The organism is Pseudomonas sp. FP2294 (genome assembly GCF_030687625.1).
Lineage (GTDB): Bacteria > Pseudomonadota > Gammaproteobacteria > Pseudomonadales > Pseudomonadaceae > Aquipseudomonas > Aquipseudomonas shahriarae.
Window position 1 is genome coordinate 2,623,798 of record NZ_CP117441.1, and the last position, 17,178, is coordinate 2,640,975.

Annotated in this window: 13 protein-coding genes; 9 read left to right on the forward strand and 4 right to left on the reverse strand. The window is 62.3% G+C overall.

Translation table 11 applies throughout. The features are described 5' to 3' along the window. Window positions 1-83: 83 nt before the first annotated feature. The 5 genes from PSH73_RS11650 (at window position 84) to PSH73_RS11670 (ending at window position 6,660) form a co-directional block, all read left to right on the forward strand. A complete protein-coding gene (locus PSH73_RS11650; protein ID WP_169990075.1) occupies window positions 84-3,584 on the forward strand; it encodes a response regulator in 3,501 nt (1,166 codons plus the stop codon). A gap of 15 nt (window positions 3,585-3,599) precedes the next feature. Then, window positions 3,600-4,415: a protein-glutamate O-methyltransferase CheR gene (locus PSH73_RS11655; protein ID WP_057440081.1), complete on the forward strand. Its 816-nt coding sequence runs from the start codon at window positions 3,600-3,602 to the stop codon at window positions 4,413-4,415. Further along, a complete protein-coding gene (locus PSH73_RS11660) occupies window positions 4,412-5,017 on the forward strand; it encodes a chemotaxis protein CheB (RefSeq protein ID WP_115128139.1) in 606 nt (201 codons plus the stop codon). Before PSH73_RS11655 ends, PSH73_RS11660 begins: the two co-directional genes overlap by 4 nt. Further along, window positions 5,011-6,204: a hybrid sensor histidine kinase/response regulator gene (locus PSH73_RS11665; protein ID WP_120732918.1), complete on the forward strand. Its 1,194-nt coding sequence runs from the start codon at window positions 5,011-5,013 to the stop codon at window positions 6,202-6,204. The genes PSH73_RS11660 and PSH73_RS11665 overlap by 7 nt, the downstream gene beginning before the upstream one ends. 78 nt (window positions 6,205-6,282) lie before the next feature. After that, window positions 6,283-6,660 carry a response regulator gene (locus PSH73_RS11670; RefSeq protein WP_057440084.1) on the forward strand — a complete coding sequence of 126 codons (378 nt, stop codon included), beginning with the start codon at window positions 6,283-6,285 and terminating at the stop codon, window positions 6,658-6,660. A 130-nt stretch (window positions 6,661-6,790) separates the two neighbouring features. Here the strand turns inward: PSH73_RS11670 and PSH73_RS11675 are convergent, their stop codons facing one another. From PSH73_RS11675 to PSH73_RS11690, 4 genes are all read right to left on the reverse strand, one after another. Beyond that, entirely contained in the window at window positions 6,791-8,461 is a 1,671-nt protein-coding gene (locus PSH73_RS11675; protein WP_305462551.1) for a response regulator, read from the reverse strand. Continuing rightward, entirely contained in the window at window positions 8,458-9,960 is a 1,503-nt protein-coding gene (locus PSH73_RS11680) for an ATPase domain-containing protein (protein ID WP_057959759.1), read from the reverse strand. Before PSH73_RS11680 ends, PSH73_RS11675 begins: the two co-directional genes overlap by 4 nt. A 142-nt stretch (window positions 9,961-10,102) precedes the next feature. Beyond that, complete coding sequence (locus PSH73_RS11685; protein WP_120732924.1) at window positions 10,103-11,161, reverse strand: HEAT repeat domain-containing protein; 1,059 nt, start codon at window positions 11,159-11,161, stop codon at window positions 10,103-10,105. Window positions 11,162-11,236: 75 nt separating this feature from the next. Continuing rightward, window positions 11,237-12,130, reverse strand: a complete 894-nt coding sequence (locus PSH73_RS11690) for a bestrophin family protein (RefSeq protein ID WP_115128142.1) — start codon at window positions 12,128-12,130, stop codon at window positions 11,237-11,239. A gap of 254 nt (window positions 12,131-12,384) precedes the next feature. Between PSH73_RS11690 and PSH73_RS11695 the strand changes: the two genes are divergently transcribed. The 4 genes from PSH73_RS11695 to PSH73_RS11710 are packed head-to-tail and all read left to right on the forward strand — an operon-like array spanning window position 12,385 to window position 17,169. Next, on the forward strand, window positions 12,385-14,037 hold the full coding sequence (locus PSH73_RS11695) for an AMP-binding protein (RefSeq protein ID WP_057959756.1): 1,653 nt from the start codon (window positions 12,385-12,387) through the stop codon (window positions 14,035-14,037). A gap of 21 nt (window positions 14,038-14,058) precedes the next feature. Then, window positions 14,059-14,826 (forward strand): SDR family NAD(P)-dependent oxidoreductase, encoded by a 768-nt coding sequence (locus PSH73_RS11700; RefSeq protein ID WP_057959755.1) that lies wholly within the window; start codon window positions 14,059-14,061, stop codon window positions 14,824-14,826. Window positions 14,827-14,838: 12 nt separating this feature from the next. After that, on the forward strand, window positions 14,839-16,032 hold the full coding sequence (locus tag PSH73_RS11705) for an acetyl-CoA C-acyltransferase (protein ID WP_169990081.1): 1,194 nt from the start codon (window positions 14,839-14,841) through the stop codon (window positions 16,030-16,032). Between the two features lie 9 nt (window positions 16,033-16,041). Then, window positions 16,042-17,169, forward strand: coding sequence for an acyl-CoA dehydrogenase (locus PSH73_RS11710; protein WP_057959753.1), 1,128 nt, complete (start codon window positions 16,042-16,044; stop codon window positions 17,167-17,169). Window positions 17,170-17,178 lie beyond the last annotated feature (9 nt).

Consider the following 17,178-nt stretch of genomic DNA (forward strand, 5'->3'; position numbering starts at 1 on the left):
GTTGAAATACGGCAGAAACATAGCCCTTGTGGTCGATTTTGGGGCAAACTTCCGGTTTTTCCGCACTTGGCCAAGGCACGCCCATGACTCCCGCTTCGTCAGTCGATGAAAACAGCTTCCGCAAACTCCTGAGCCGCAACGTGGCTTTGCCGTTGGGTGTGGGCGTGCTCAGCGCGGTGTTTTTCGTGTGCCTGATCACCTATCTGTTGTCGGTGATCCAGTGGGTGGAACACACGGACCGGGTGATCAATAACCTTAATGAGACCGCAAAACTGACGGTGGATCAGGAAACCGGCATGCGCGGGTTCCTGATTACCGGCGACGAGCATTTCCTCGACCCCTACGAGGTGGCCAAGCCGCGGATCATTTCCGATCTGCGCAATTTGCAGTCGTTGGTCGCGGATAACCCCCAGCAAGTGGATCGTCTCAAGCGCCTGGAGTCATTGCAGCTGGAGTGGAACAACTACGCCCAGACGATGATCGACATGCAACGGCAAAACGGCGACTACCGTGGCGCGGTGAAGGCCGGGCGGGGTAAGCGTCTGACCGACGAGATCCGCAAGGAATACGACGCAGCGATTGCCATGGAGCAGCAGTTCCGGCTCGAGCGTAATAAGGACGTGACCCGCACCACGGTATTCAGCGTGGCGGTTTACTTGCTGTTCGTGTTGGGCTTGAGCGGCTTCCTGGCCTATGTCGGAAGGAAGAATCTATTAGCTCTTTCAGACAGTTACAGTGCCAACCTGGCCTCGCAGATGAAGATTGCCAAGCGCCTGGAACAGCAGGCCTGGCTGCGCAACGGCCAGACCGAGCTGGCCGAACAGGTGCTTGGCCAACTGACCCTGAACCTGCTGGGGCGCAATATCCTGCAGTTCTGTGCCCAATACATGGGCTCGGTGGTGGCCGCGCTGTATGTGCGCGAGGAGCACGGTGGCCTCAAGCGCGTGGCGACGTATGGCTTCTCCCGTGAGCAGGAGCAGCAGGAGCAGGCGATCTACCGCGACGAGGGCATCGTCGGCCAGGCTGCCCAGCAGCATCGCTTGATTCGCCTGGATGATGTGCCGGTGGACTACTTCAAGGTCAGTTCCGGCCTGGGCGATGGCGCACCGCGCAGCGTGCTGGTGGTGCCGACCAGCGATGATGATCGGGTCAACGGGGTGATCGAGCTGGGCTTTCTGCGCGCACTGGACGAGCGCGATGTGGAGCTGCTGGAGCTGATCGCCGGCAATATCGGCACGTCCATCGAGGCGGCGCGCTATCGCCAGCGCCTGCAGGAAGTACTGGCCGAGACCCAGCAGCTCAATGAAGAGCTGCAAGTGCAGCAGGAAGAGCTCAAGACCGCCAACGAGGAGCTGGAAGAGCAGTCGCGCATCCTCAAGGAGTCCCAGGCCCACCTGGAAACCCAGCAGGCCGAGCTGGAACAGACCAACGAACAGTTGGCCGATCAGACCCAGATCCTCGCCGACCAGCGCGACGCCATGGACCGCAAGAACGTCGAGCTCAATCGCGTACAGGTCGAGCTGGAGGAGCGCGCCGATGAGTTGCAGCGCTCGAGCAAGTACAAGTCCGAGTTCCTGGCCAATATGTCCCATGAGCTGCGTACGCCGCTCAACAGCTCGCTGATCCTGGCCAAGTTGCTGGCGGAGAACTCCGAGGAAAACCTCAGCGCCGAACAGGTCAAGTTTGCCGAGTCGATCTACTCGGCGGGTAACGACCTGCTCAACCTGATCAACGACATCCTGGATATCGCCAAGGTCGAGGCCGGCAAGCTCGATATGCGCCCCGAAAACACCAGCGTGGCGCGCCTGGCCGAGGGCTTGCGCGGGATGTTCGAGCCGTTGGCCAGCGACCGCAAGCTGGGTTTCCAGGTGGAGGTCCAGGCCGGCGCGCCACTGATGCTGTTCACTGACCGCCAGCGCCTGGAGCAGATCCTCAAGAACCTGCTGTCCAATGCGGTCAAGTTCACCGAGAAGGGCCAGGTCAGCCTGACCATTTCCCGCCAGCCGGGGGAGGGCATTGCCTTTACCGTGCGCGACTCCGGGATCGGCATCGCCCTGGACCAGCAGGAAAGCATCTTCGAGGCGTTCCGCCAGGCTGATGGCACCACCAACCGTCGTTATGGCGGTACGGGCCTGGGGCTGTCGATTTCCCGTGACCTGGCCACCTTGCTTGGCGGCTATATCAATGTCACCAGTGAGCCGGGCCAGGGCAGTATCTTCACCCTGGTGCTGCCGGAGCAGTATGTGGAGCGCGACGAAGACGCGCCGGCTATCGAGCAGCCGCGGGCCGTGACGGTTGCCCCGGCACCCGTGGCGCCAGTGAAAATTTCGCCGCTGCCGGTGGCAGACGAAGCATTGATCCCGCGTTTTGCCGACGACCGCGAGCTGGCACCGTTCGCCACCCGTTGCATCCTGGTAGTGGAGGACGAGCCGAACTTTGCACGGATCCTCTTCGACCTGGCCCATGAACTGGGCTACCACTGCCTGGTGGCCCATGGTGCGGACGAGGGCTACAACCTCGCCGAGCAGTACCTGCCCGACGCGATCCTGCTGGACATGCGCCTGCCGGACCACTCCGGGCTCACCGTGCTGCAACGCCTCAAGGAGCACGCCGAGACCCGCCACATCCCGGTGCATGTGATTTCCGTGGAGGATCGCGTGGAGGCCGCCATGCATATGGGCGCCATCGGCTATGCCGTCAAGCCCACCACCCGCGAAGAGCTCAAGGACGTGTTTGCACGCCTGGAGGCCAAGCTGACGCAGAAGGTCAAACGCATCCTGCTGGTGGAAGACGACGACTTGCAGCGCGAGAGCATCGCCCGCCTGATCGGCGATGAAGACATTGAAATCACCGCCGTCGGCTTCGCCCAGGAAGCATTGGACCTGCTGCGCAGCACGGTCTACGACTGCATGATCATCGACCTCAAGCTGCCGGACATGCTCGGTAACGAGTTGCTCAAGCGCATGGCCACCGAGGATATCTGTTCGTTCCCGCCGGTGATCGTCTACACCGGGCGCAACCTGACCCGGGACGAAGAGGCGGAGCTGCGCAAGTATTCGCGCTCGATCATCATCAAGGGCGCACGTTCACCTGAACGGTTGCTGGATGAAGTGACACTCTTTTTGCACAAAGTCGAATCCCAGCTGTCCCAGGAGCGGCAGAAGATGCTCAAGACCGCCCGCAGTCGCGACAAGGTCTTCGAGGGGCGCAAGGTGCTGCTGGTGGACGACGATGTACGCAACATCTTCGCCCTCACCAGCGCCCTGGAGCACAAGGGCGCGATTGTGGTCATTGGCCGTAACGGCCGTGAGGCCATCGAGAGACTCAATGAGGTCGAGGACATCGACCTGGTGTTGATGGACGTGATGATGCCGGAGATGGACGGCTACGAAGCCACCGCCCTGATCCGCCAGGATCCGCGCTGGCGCAAGCTGCCGATCATCGCGGTGACGGCCAAGGCGATGAAAGACGACCAGGAACGCTGCCTCGCGGCGGGCTCCAACGATTACCTGGCCAAGCCCATTGACCTGGACCGCCTGTTCTCGCTGATCCGGGTGTGGTTGCCCAAGATGGAACGCATTTAAGTGGAAATACACTAAGTGGATCGAAGTACTGATATTGAACTGCGCTTGCTGATCGAGGCGATTTACCTCAAGTACAGCTATGACTTTCGCGACTACTCAGGGGCTTCGGTCAAGCGCCGTGTGGCCCATGCCTTGCGCCAGTTCGACTGCAAGACCATTTCGGCCTTGCAGGAGCGGGTGTTGCACGATCCCACGGCCTTTATGCAGTTGCTGCAGTTCCTGACCATTCCGGTCAGCGAGATGTTTCGTGATCCGTCGCACTTCCTGGCCATTCGCCAGGAAGTGGTGCCACTGCTCAAGACCTATCCGTCGATCAAGATCTGGATCGCCGGTTGCAGCACGGGGGAGGAGGTGTACTCCATGGCCATCCTGCTGCGTGAGGAGGGGCTGCTTGAACGCACGATCATCTATGCCACTGATATCAACCCCAGCTCCCTGGAAAAGGCCAAGCAGGGGATCTTCTCCCTGGAGAGTGTGCGAGCCTATACCCACAACTACCAGCAGGCGGGCGGGCAGCGGTCGTTTGCCGATTACTACACGGCGGCCTACGATTACGCAATCTTCGACAAGACTCTGCGCGAGAACGTAACGTTCGCCGACCACAGCCTGGCGACGGATAGCGTATTCTCAGAAACACAATTAATTTCATGTCGTAACGTGCTGATTTATTTCAATAAAAAGTTGCAGGATAGGGCCTTTGGATTGTTTCATGAGTCGCTGTGTCATCGTGGCTTCCTGGTGCTGGGCAGTAAGGAAACCCTGGACTTCTCCGCCTACAGCAAACAGTTCGAACCCCTGGTCAAGCAAGAACGGATCTACCGCAAATCATGAATGAAGCAGCTGCCAGCCCGGCCTTGGTGTCGGGTGTCCAAGCCATTGTCGTTGGCGCTTCCGCCGGCGGGGTCGAGGCGTTGCTGAGTGTTTTCGGGGCCTTGGCGCCCGGGTTCAACCTACCGATCATCGCCGTGCTGCACTTGCCGGATGAACGTCGCAGCCAATTGGCAGAAGTCTTTGATCGGCGTCTGGCAATACCGGTAGTAGAAGCCCGGGACAAGGAAACGATCCAGCCCGGCACCCTGTATTTTGCCACCCCCGGCTACCACCTGTCGGTGGAGCATGACCACAGCCTGTCCTTGAGCCAGGAAGAGCGCGTGCATCACTCCCGCCCGGCCATTGATTATCTGTTCGAGTCGGCCGCCGACGTCTATGGCCCGAACCTGCTGGCGATCCTGCTAACCGGCGCCAACCAGGATGGCGCGCGCGGCTTGGCCCAGGTCAAGCAGCTCGGCGGTACCACCGTCATCCAGGACCCTGCGGAGGCCCGGGTGGCCGTAATGCCCATGGCGGCCCTGGCGCTGCATACCCCTGACCATATTCTCACCTTGAGCCGCATTGGCGATTTGCTGGCTTCCCTGGAACCCTCCCCATGCTAAGTACTATCCAGGCCAAACTGCTGATCGTCGACGATCTGCCGGAAAACCTGCTGGCCCTTGAAGCGCTGATCAAGCGCGAGGACCGTCATGTCTACAAGGCATTGAGTGCCGACGAAGCTTTGTCGCTGCTGTTGGAGCACGAGTTCGCCATGGCCATTCTCGACGTGCAGATGCCCGGCATGAATGGCTTCGAACTGGCCGAAATGATGCGCGGCACCGAAAAGACCAAGAACATTCCCATCGTGTTTGTCAGCGCCGCCGGTCGTGAGCTCAACTACGCCTTCAAAGGCTATGAGAGCGGTGCGGTGGACTTCCTGCACAAGCCGCTGGACATCCATGCGGTCAAGAGCAAGGTCAATGTGTTCGTCGACCTGTATCGCCAGAGCAAGGCCATGAAGCTGCAGGTCGAAGCCCTGGAGCACAGTCGCCGCGAGCAGGAACTGTTGCTCAACCGCCTGCAGGCGGCCCAGGCGGAACTGGAGCAGGCGGTGCGCATGCGCGATGACTTCATGTCGATCGTCGCCCACGAGGTGCGCACGCCCCTCAACGGCCTGATCCTGGAAACCCAGCTGCGCAAGATGCACCTGGCTCGGGATAACGCGGCCGCCTTTACCCTGGACAAGATGCACGCCATGGTCGACCGCGATGAGCGGCAGATCCAGAGCCTGATCCGCTTGATCGAAGACATGCTCGACGTCTCGCGGATCCGCACCGGCAAATTGTCGATCCGCCCGGGGCATTTCGACCTGGCGCAGTTGGTGCGCAACCTGCTGGAGAACTTTGCCCCACAAGTGGCAGCGGCCGAGTCGTCGGTGCAACTGGATGCGCCGCAGCCGGTGGAGGGCAAGTGGGATGAGTTTCGTATTGAGCAGGTGGTCTCCAACTTGCTGACCAATGCCCTGCGCTACGGCGCCAAGAGCCCGGTGACGGTGCGGGTGTACGCCGAACATGACGAGGCCAGGGTGGAAGTACGGGATCACGGCATCGGCATCAGCGAAGACAATCAGAAGCGGATTTTCCAGCAGTTCGAGCGGGTGTCCGCCAACCATGCGGTGGCAGGGCTGGGCCTGGGGCTGTTTATCTCTGAGCAGATCGTTGCGGCCCACGGCGGCACGATTGAAGTCGAGAGCCGGATAGGCGAGGGCGCATTGTTCCGTGTGTGCCTGCCTTTGGCAGGCGCGGCGTGAAATCAATCGTCAGCCAGACGCAACCTCTGCGTGACCCAAGGGTCGTATCAGCAGCAATTGACCGGACAAAGGCTTCCCATGAGTGAAGATGCGCAAGATGTTGTACTGATCGTCGAGGACGACGAGTCGATCATGTTCGTATTGGGCGAGTACCTTTCGGGCCTGGGGTACCGGGTACTGAAGGCCATCAACGGCGAGCAGGCCTTTGAAATCCTCGCTTCCAAGCCCCACCTGGACTTGATGGTGACTGACTATCGCCTGCCTGGCGGAATTTCCGGGGTGCAGATTGCCGAGCCCGCGATCAAGCTGCGGCCGGAGCTGAAGGTGATCTTTATCAGTGGTTATCCGCAGGAGATCCTCGACTGCAATAGCCCGATTACGCGCAATGCACCGATCCTGGCCAAGCCGTTTGACCTGGATACGCTGCAGGAGCATATCCAACGGTTGTTGGCGTGAAGTAAAAAACCAGCACTGGCTTGCCGATAATCAGCATGCAATCGTCTTCACCAAGGCCCGCGTGCTACGCGCACCTGCTGCCTGATCGCTGTGCGATGCGGGAGCCTGGCTCCCGCTGTGCTCTTCCGTGTCACGTCGCAATCATCTCCCGCACCTTCGCCGTCAGCAGGTCGAAGGTAAAGGGCTTGGTGATCAACTGCATGCCCGGATCCAGGAACCCCCCGCGCACCGCCGCATGCTCGGCATACCCGGTAATGAACAACACCTTCAAGTCCGGGCGAATCTGCCTGCCGATCTCTGCCAACTGGCGACCGTTCATCCCCGGCAACCCTACATCACTGATCAATAGATCAATGCGCTGGCTGGATTCGATAATCGGTAGCGCACTGTCAGCATCCGCGGCTTCGACAAAGGCATAGCCCAGCTCACTCAGCACCTGGCTCACCAGCACCCGTACCGCCGGGTCATCCTCGACGATCAGCACGGTTTCACCGGCGTTGGCGAATGGCGGCAGGGTCGCGTCCAGGGGGGCATCGACGGTAACTTCACCGACACAGCGCGGCAGGAACAGGCTCACCGTGGTGCCTTTGCCGACCTCGCTGTGGAGGATCACATGGCCATGGGACTGGCGGGCGAAGCCGTAGATCATCGACAAACCCAGGCCGGTGCCCTGGCCGATGGGCTTGGTGGTGAAGAAGGGGTCGAAGGCTCGGCTGATGACGTTTTCCGGCATGCCGCAGCCGGTGTCACTGACACTCAGCTCCACGTAGTCGCCGGGGGTTAAAGTGCCGTAGGCGGCGGTAAACACGTTGTCGAGGTGGCGATTACGGGTTTCCACCACCAGCCGACCACCATCAGGCATCGCGTCCCGGGCATTCAGGGCCAGATTGAGCAGGGCGCTTTCCAGTTGATTGGGGTCGGCTTCGGCGGTCCACAGCTGCCCGCTCAACTGCATGTCGAGCACGATGCTTTCATTGAGGCTGCGTTGCAGCAGTTCGCCCATGGAGGTCACCAGTTGGTTGATCTCCACCGGCTTGGAATCCAGCGACTGGCGGCGGGAAAACGCCAGCAGGCGGTGGGTCAGGCCGGCGGCGCGGTTGGCCGAGGTCACACCCAGGTCGATCAGGCTGTCGAGGTCATCCAGGCGGCCCCGGGCCAGGCGCCGGCGCAGCAGCTCCAGGCTGCCGATAATCCCGGTGAGCATGTTATTGAAGTCGTGGGCGATGCCGCCGGTCAATTGACCGACGGCTTCCATTTTTTGTGACTGGCGCAAGGCTTCTTCGTTGCTGCGCAATTGCGCAGTGCGTTCTTCGACCTGCTGCTCAAGGGTTTCCAGGGTGCTTTGCAGGCGCAGTTCGCTCTGGCTCAGGTCGATCAGGCGGTCGCGGGCTTCGTACTGTCGTCGCCGCCCGCGCAGGGCGGTGGTCACCAGACTGATCAGGGTCACCGGGTGAAACGGCCGCTCCAGCAAGGTGATGTTGCCCAGCCTGGCGCTCAAGTGCGATGAGGCGTTCTGTTCGGTGCCACCATGGTGGGTCAGCAGTACGATGGGCAGGTCCGACCAGGCCGGCTGCTGCTGCAGATACTCCAGCAGCGGCTCCAGCCCGACCCCATGCAACGCTTCGGCGGCGATGATCAGCAGGCCCGCGCCTTGTTCCAGTTCATCGCAGAGCGATGACAGGTTGGGGGTCGCAATACCGCTGAAACCTGCTTCGTTGAGCATCATCAGCGCCAGCGTGCTGTCCCGTCCCAAGGGCGCGAGAATGATCGCGCGCTCGGAAATGGCCGGCAGGCTGCTCACAAGCGCTCATCCTTGAGCAGCGGGTTGCCGGCACCCATGTAGGTGGGGACGCCGCGCAGCACGCCCTGGAAGGCTTCCAGGGGTTCGCCGATGGTCATGCCCTGGCTGCCGATGCGGTATTCGCGAATGGTCGACTCATGGCTGCCGGTGCGTTTCTTGATGATGGAAATGGCCCGTCGCACTTTGCCCAGGGCCTCGAAGTAGCGCAGCAGGATCACGGTGTCGGCCAGATAGGTGATATCCACCGGCGCTTGCATGTCGCCGACCAACCCGTGCTGGGCCACGGTCATGAAGGTCGCTGCGCCCCGGCGGTTGAGGTACAGCAACAGCTCGTGCATGTGTAGCACCAGGGCGTTTTCCTCGGGCATGGCCGCCTGATAACCGTTGATGCTGTCGATAACCACGGTCTTGATCTGGCGCTCATCCACGCAGCGCCGCACCCGGTGGGAAAATTCGCCGGGCGACAGCTCGGCGGCGTCCACCTGCTCGATCAGCAGATTGCCGGTGGCTTGTAGGGCGGCCAGGTCGATGCCTATGTTGTTCATGCGGTCGAACAACAGGCCCAGCTCTTCATCGAAAATAAACAGGGCGGCTTTTTCGCCACGGGCCACTGCGGCAGCGGCGAAGATCATCGAGATCAGCGACTTGCCGGTACCGGCAGGGCCGAGGATCAGGGTGCTGGAGCCGGTCTCGATACCGCCGCCCAGCAGCGCATCCAGCTCGCGAATGCTGCTGGTCAGGGTCTGCCGGTTGTAGCCACCGCGGTGCTCGGCGGCCACCAGGCGCGGGAACACATGCACACCGTCTTGCATAATGGTGAAATCGTGGAAGCCGCCGCGATACTTCTGGCCCCGGTACTTCACCACCCGGACCCGGCGTCGTTCCGCGCCGTAGTTGGGGGTCAGTTCTTCCAGGCGGATCACCCCGTGGGCCACGCTGTGCACGGTCTTATCCAGGGATTCGGTGGTCAGGTCATCCAGCAGCAGCACGGTGGCGTCGTAGCGCACGAAGTAGTGCTTGATCGCCAGGATCTGCCGGCGATAGCGCAACGAGCTTTGCGCCAGCAGGCGGATTTCCGAGAGGCTGTCGATCACCACGCGGGTCGGCTTGACCCGTTCCACCACCTCGAAAATCTGCCGGGTGGCCTCGCCCAGCTCCAGGTCGGAGGAGTACAGCAGGCTTTGCTGATGCTCGGCATTGAGCAGGCTTTCGGGTGGGGTCAGTTCAAAGATATGGATATGTTCATCCAGCTCCCAACCGTGGGACTGGGCGCCCTGGCGCAGCTCGCGCTCGGTTTCCGACAGGGTGATATACAGCGATCGTTCCCCGGCCTTGGCCCCGGCCTGGAGAAAATGCAGGGCCACGGTGGTCTTGCCGGTGCCGGGCTCACCTTCGAGCAGGAACAGATGGCTACGCGATAGCCCCCCGGAAAGAATGTCATCAAGACCTTCGATGCCGGTGGCCGCCTTTGCTGTGAACAGCTCTTTGGATGTAGACAAGAAGTGCCCTCGGGTCACGTATAAGTTGAGCGGCGTGCCGGCTAAGGCGCGCCATATTCACTTGACCGTGGGGCTGTGGGGCGGTTCAACGTTTTCTCGTTTTTGTGCAGGCCAATCCACAGTTTGCAATGCCTGCAGCGCTTCAAAGGCCCTGCTGCAGCGCGGGATCGTCCGGGTTTTGCTGCTCCAGTTGGGCCAGCAGTACTTGCACGTTCTGCAACTGGCCGCTTTCCTTCCAGTAGTTGATCAACAGCACCCGTGCCTTGCGGTTGGCGGGATGGCGCTGGACGATTTCTTCCAGCTGGCGCTGGGCGGCTTCCAGTTCCTCCTGGTCATGCAAGGTGGTGGCCAGGTCGTAGCGGTAATCCTGATTGTCGGGCTCCAGCTCCACCGCCTTGGACAGGCCCAGCAGTGCGTATTCCCGTTCGCCATGGTGCAGCAGCCACATGCCCAGGGCGTGTTGCAGATAGGCTGACTCGGGGTGGGCTTGCAGTTGGGTGGCGAGGATCTGGCGCGAGTCATCGACCTTGCCCTGTTTATCCAGCAACTCGATGCGTGAAACCACCGCCGGCAGGTTGTCCGGGTCCAGGCGCAGCGCCTGCTCCAGGGCATGTTGGGCCTCGGGCAACAGGGCGCTGTGGATGTACAGGCGCGCCAGCTGGATCCAGCCATCAGGGCTTTCGGGTTGGGCCTTGAGGTACTTTACATACTCATCCAGCACGAGCTGCAAGGGGCCGAAATACAGGCCCAGGGTGTCGGGCGACAGGCCCAGCAGGGCGTTGGCGGCGGCAAATCGCACGCTTTGCTGGTCATCCTCGAGCAACGGGCCCAGCAACAGGGTGCGCTGGCCGCTGGGCACCAGGCCGACAATGCTGGCAATGGCTGCCTGGCGCACCAGGGGGGATGGGTGGCTCAAGTCCTTGTCCGCCAGCTTCAAGGCCTGGGGGCTTGGGTAGTTGTGCAATTCGCTGTGCAGGGCGGCGCGGCGCACGTCGGACAGGTCTGGTCGCGCCAGTTGCTGATAGAGCACGCGCGCGGCGCCGGGCTCGCCGTTATGCGCTTTTTTCAGGGCTTTGGAGTAACCGTGGGCAACAGCCGGCGGCACGGACACGCTCGGGCTGCGGGAGAAATACCAAAAAACCAGTACCACCAATAACAGGGCGCTCAGGCCGATGATCGCGTAACGGCGTGACTTTGACATGCAGGCGTCCGAAAGCTGGGCAGCTAGTGCAAAGCGCTCAGCTTCGGTCAGACACCGGCGAGTGTCAAACCCGCGTCACGTCAGCACATAGTCCACGGGCTCCAGGGGCGCTGGCAGGGCAGTTTCGCCCAGGGCGGCGAGGATCTCCCGTTCCAGGGTGCGCACGATGGCATTGCAAGGCAGGTCGTTCTCGTCGAAGCCGAAGGGGTCCTCCAGGTCATCGCCGATTTCATCCAGACCAAAGAAGGTGTAGCTGACGATGGCAGTAAAAATCGGCGTCAGCCAACCCAGGGGCTCGGCCATGGCAAAGGGCAGCAGGATGCAGAACAGATAGATGGTGCGGTGCAGCAGCAACGTGTAGGGGAAGGGCAGCGGTGTGCTCTTGATCCGTTCGCACGCCGCCTGGACTTGACTGAGACCCACCAGGCGGGTTTCCAGCTGGGTGTAGCGCCAGTCGCTGATCCGCCCCTGTTGCGCGGCATCCGAGCAGTGGGCGCCGAGGGTTTGCAGGATCCGGTCCGGCAGGTTCGGGTGGCCGGGCTCGACATTGACCCACGGCTGGATGGCACGGGCCTCGTCTTCCAGGCGCAGGCGTGCCACCAGGCCATGGGCAAAACCACACAGGCCGCGCAACAGGCCCTCGCGCTCGCCGGGCTGAGTGAAAACCTGGGTTTCGCGGATCAGCGAGCGGATTTCAATGACCATCTGCCCCAGTTGCTTGCGACCTTCCCACCAGCGGTCGTAGCAGGCGTTGTTGCGAAAACTCATGAAAATCGACAGTGACAGCCCGAGCAGGGTGAACGGCGTGGCGTTGACCTTGGAGAAGTAGGCCGGGTGCAGGGTTTCCACCAGCACGATCACCGAGGCCAGCAGGGTCACCAGCAGGCTGCGCAGGGCAATACGCTTGGCAATCGAACCCTTGAGGGAGAACAGGATGCCGAATAGGTTGGGTTTGGGGCGAACAATCATCGAGGGGCTTCTTCGTGGCGCAGGCCCTCAGATTAGAAGCCGGCGGGCGGGGCGTCCAATCGCTTGCGTTGACCGGCTGATTGTTGGCCTCTATGACGCAACGGTTTGGTCCATGGCGCCATTGGCCAAACCAGTCAGCCACATTGAAAGCTTTGACCATTGTCCCTGCGCCGCTCTGGCGCCACTATTTCCCCCGATTCAACCCCGCAAAAGCACGCCCCCCAAAACAACAAAAGACACAGGGATTTGCCACGATGCGCGATTATTTGGCTGCTACCACCCAGTTCAACTACCAGCAAACCGTCGAGGCCGCACTGGCCGGCCACCTGCAGGCGCTCAACGCCTGCGTCGAATGCTGCGACCGGCACGCGTTACCGGGGCGCATTGCGTTGTTTTGGGAGGGCAAGGATGGCCGCAGCGCCACCGTGACCTTCAGCGAATTGCAGGATCAGGCGGCGCGCTTGGCCAACTTCCTCCTGGCCCAGGGCGTCAAGCGTGGCGACAAGGTCGCCGGCCTGTTGCCACGCACTGCCGAATTGCTGGTGACGGTGCTCGCCACCTGGCGCATCGGCGCGGTCTATCAACCGCTGTTCACGGCCTTTGGCCCCAAGGCCATCGAGCATCGCCTGAACAGCTCCGGCGCGGCGCTGGTGGTGACCGACGCGGTCAACCGCAGCAAGCTTGCCGAAGTCGCTGACTGCCCGACCATCGTCACCGTGGCCGGCGCCAAGGGCGAAGGCATTGTGCGCGGCGATTTCAGCTTCTGGGCCGAGTTGCCCAACTATTCGAATGTGTGCGAACCGGTACTGCTGGGCGCCGATGATCCATTCCTGCTGATGTTCACCTCTGGCACCACCGGCCCGTCGAAAGCCCTGGCCGTGCCGCTCAAGGCCCTGGTTGCGTTCCAGAGTTATACCCGCGACGCCGTGGACCTGCGCCCCGAAGACGCGTTCTGGAACGTCGCCGACCCGGGCTGGGCCTATGGCATCTACTTCGGTGTGACCGGGCCGTTGTCCATGGGCCATCCGATCACCTTCTACGATGGCCCGTTCACCCTGGAAAGCACCTGCCGGGTCATCAACAAATACGGGATCACCAACCTGACCGGTTCGCCCACGGCCTACCGCCTGCTGATCGCCGGCGGCGAACAGTTCGCGCGCTCGATCAAGGGCCGGTTGCGCATTGTCAGCAGCGCCGGCGAGCCGCTGAACCCGGAAGTGATCCGCTGGTTCGCCGATAACCTGGGCGTGACCATCCACGACCATTACGGCCAGACCGAACTGGGCATGGTCCTGTGCAACCACCACGGCCTGGAACACCCGGTGCATGTCGGCTCCGCCGGCTTTGCCTCGCCGGGGCACCGCATCGTGGTACTGGACGACAACCACCACGAACTGCCCGCCGGCCAGCCCGGCATCCTGGCGATCGACCGCGAGCAGTCACCGATGTGCTGGTTCGCCGGCTATGAAGGGGTCAAGACCAAGGCCTTCGTCGGCAAGTACTACTTGAGCGGCGACACCGTGGAATTGAACCCCGATGGCAGCATCAGTTTTGTCGGGCGCAGCGACGATGTGATCACGACGTCTGGCTACCGGGTAGGACCGTTTGATGTGGAAAGCGCCTTGGTCGAGCACCCGGCGGTGATCGAAGCCGCGGTGGTCGGCAAGCCGGACGCCGAGCGCACCGAACTGGTCAAGGCTTTTGTGGTGATCAACAGCCAGTACCGCGCCGACGCCGCGTTGGCCGAGGAACTGCGCCTGCATGTGCGCAAGCGCCTGGCGGCCCACGCCTACCCACGGGAAATCGAATTTGTCAGCGACTTGCCCAAGACCCCAAGCGGCAAGCTGCAGCGGTTTATTTTGCGTAACCAGGAAATCGCCAAGGTCCAGGCAGCGACCACGGCTTGATCCCTCTTTAAGGAAACAACGATGCAGATTGAAAACAAGGTATTTATGGTCAGCGGCGGCGCTTCGGGCCTCGGCGCGGCTACCGCCGAAATGCTGGTGGCCGCAGGCGCCAAGGTGATGCTGGTGGACCTGAATGCCGACGCCGTGGCGGCCCAGGCTGCAAAACTGGGCGCGCAGGCGCGCAGTGTGGTCGCGGATATCAGCCAGGAAGCGGCCGCCGAAGCTGCGGTACAGGCCACGGTGGCGGCGTTTGGCGCCCTGCATGGCCTGGTCAACTGCGCGGGCGTGGTGCGTGGCGAGAAAATCCTCGGCAAGAATGGGCCCCATGCCCTGGCCAGCTTTGCCCAGGTGATCAACGTCAACCTGGTCGGCAGCTTCAACCTGCTGCGCCTGGCCGCAGCGGCGATTGCCGAAACCACGGCGGATGCCGACGGTGAGCGCGGGGTGATCATCAACACCGCTTCGGTGGCGGCCTTCGACGGGCAGATCGGCCAGGCCGCCTACGCGGCGTCCAAGGGCGCGATTGCCAGCCTGACCCTGCCGGCCGCCCGTGAACTGGCGCGCTTCGGCATCCGCGTGATGACCATCGCCCCGGGCATCTTTGAAACACCGATGATGGCCGGCATGACCCCGGAGGTTCGTGACTCCCTGGCGGCCGGCGTGCCGTTCCCGCCACGCCTGGGCAAACCGGCCGAATACGCCGCGCTGGCCCGGCATATCATTGAAAACAGCATGCTCAATGGCGAGGTGATCCGTCTTGACGGGGCCTTGCGCATGGCGGCCAAGTAAGGAGGATTTGTCATGACTCAGCTTCACGATCCGATTGTTGTTGTCAGCGCCGTACGCACGCCCATGGGCGGCTTCCAGGGCGACCTCAAGGGCCTGACCGCGCCGCAACTGGGCGCCGCCGCGATTCGTGCGGCTGTCGAGCGCGCCGGTATCGCCCACGACGCCGTGGATGAAGTGCTGTTCGGTTGCGTGCTGCCCGCCGGTCTCGGCCAGGCCCCGGCACGCCAGGCCGCGCTGGGTGCCGGCCTGGATAAATCGACACGTTGCACCACCCTCAACAAAATGTGCGGTTCGGGCATGGAGGCGGCGATTCTCGCCCATGACTCGCTGCTGGCCGGCAGCGTGCAGGTGGTGATCGCCGGCGGCATGGAAAGCATGTCCAATGCCCCGTACCTGCTGGATCGGGCCCGTAGCGGCTACCGCATGGGCCATGGCCGGGTGCTTGACCATATGTTCCTCGACGGCCTCGAAGACGCCTATGACAAGGGCCGCCTGATGGGCACCTTTGCCGAGGATTGCGCCGAGGCCAATGGCTTTACTCGCGAAACCCAGGATGCGTTTGCCATTGCCTCGCTGACCCGCGCCCAGCAGGCGATCAGTGCCGGGCGTTTCAGCGCCGAGATCGTCCCGGTGCAGGTCACCGTGGGCAAGGAACAAAAGACCATCACCGATGACGAGCAGCCGCCCAAGGCGCGCCTGGACAAGATCGCCACCTTGAAGCCGGCGTTCCGCGAAGGCGGCACGGTGACGGCGGCCAACTCCAGCTCGATCTCCGACGGCGCGGCGGCCTTGCTGATGATGCGCCAGTCCGAAGCGCAGAAGCGTGGGCTCAAGCCTCTGGCAGTGATCCACGGCCATGCGGCCTTTGCCGATGAGCCGGGGCTGTTCCCGGTGGCGCCGGTGGGGGCGATTCGCAAGCTGATGAGCAAGACCGGCTGGGACCTGGGCGATGTCGACCTGTTCGAGATCAACGAAGCCTTTGCCGTGGTCAGCCTGGTGACCATGAGCAAGCTGGAAATCCCCCACGACAAGGTCAACGTCCACGGTGGCGCGTGTGCCCTGGGGCATCCGATTGGCGCATCCGGCGCGCGGATCCTCGTGACCCTGCTTTCAGCGCTGCGCCAGCGGGGCCTCAAGCGCGGCGTTGCAGCCATCTGCATCGGCGGCGGTGAAGCCACCGCCATGGCCGTCGAATGCCTGGATTAAGGAATTTTTATGTTGCCCAATGACGAACAACTGCAAATCAGCGACGCGGCCCGGCAATTCGCCCAGGAGCGGCTCAAACCGTTCGCTGCCGAGTGGGACCGCGAGCATCGCTTCCCCAGGGAGGCTATCGCTGAGATGGCCGAGCTGGGTTTTTTCGGCATGCTCGTGCCGGAACAGTGGGGCGGCTGCGACACCGGCTACCTGGCCTATGCAATGGCCCTGGAAGAGGTCGCTGCCGGTGATGGCGCCTGCTCGACCATCATGAGCGTGCACAACTCGGTGGGCTGCGTGCCCATTCTCAAGTTCGGCAATGACCTGCAGAAAGAACAATTCCTCAAGCCCCTGGCCAGCGGCGCAATGCTCGGTGCGTTTGCCTTGACCGAACCCCAGGCCGGGTCCGATGCCAGCAGCCTGAAAACCCGCGCGCGTCTTGAGGGCGATCATTACGTGCTCAATGGCTGCAAGCAGTTCATCACCTCCGGGCAGAACGCCGGGGTGGTGATTGTATTTGCCGTGACCGATCCTGCGGCCGGCAAGCGTGGGATCAGCGCGTTTATCGTGCCCACTGACTCGCCGGGCTACACCGTCGCGCGGGTCGAGGACAAGCTGGGCCAGCATGCGTCCGACACCTGTCAGATTCTGTTTGAGGATGTGAAGGTGCCGGTCGCCAACCGCCTGGGCGAGGAGGGCGAAGGCTACAAAATCGCCCTGGCCAACCTGGAGGGCGGTCGCGTGGGTATTGCCGCGCAATCGGTGGGCATGGCCCGTGCGGCGTTCGAAGCTGCCCGGGATTACGCCCGTGAGCGGGAAAGCTTCGGCAAACCGCTGATCGAGCACCAGGCTGTAGCGTTTCGCCTGGCGGACATGGCCACCCAGATCGCTGTGGCCCGGCAGATGGTGCACTACGCGGCGGCCCTGCGCGACAGCGGCAAGCCTGCGCTGGTGGAGGCGTCCATGGCCAAGCTGTTTGCCTCGGAAATGGCCGAGAAAGTCTGTTCTGCCGCCTTGCAAACCCTGGGTGGATACGGTTACCTGAGCGACTTCCCGTTGGAGCGGATCTACCGTGATGTGCGGGTCTGCCAGATTTATGAAGGCACCAGTGATATTCAGCGCATGGTCATTTCGCGCAATCTTTGAAGAGGAACG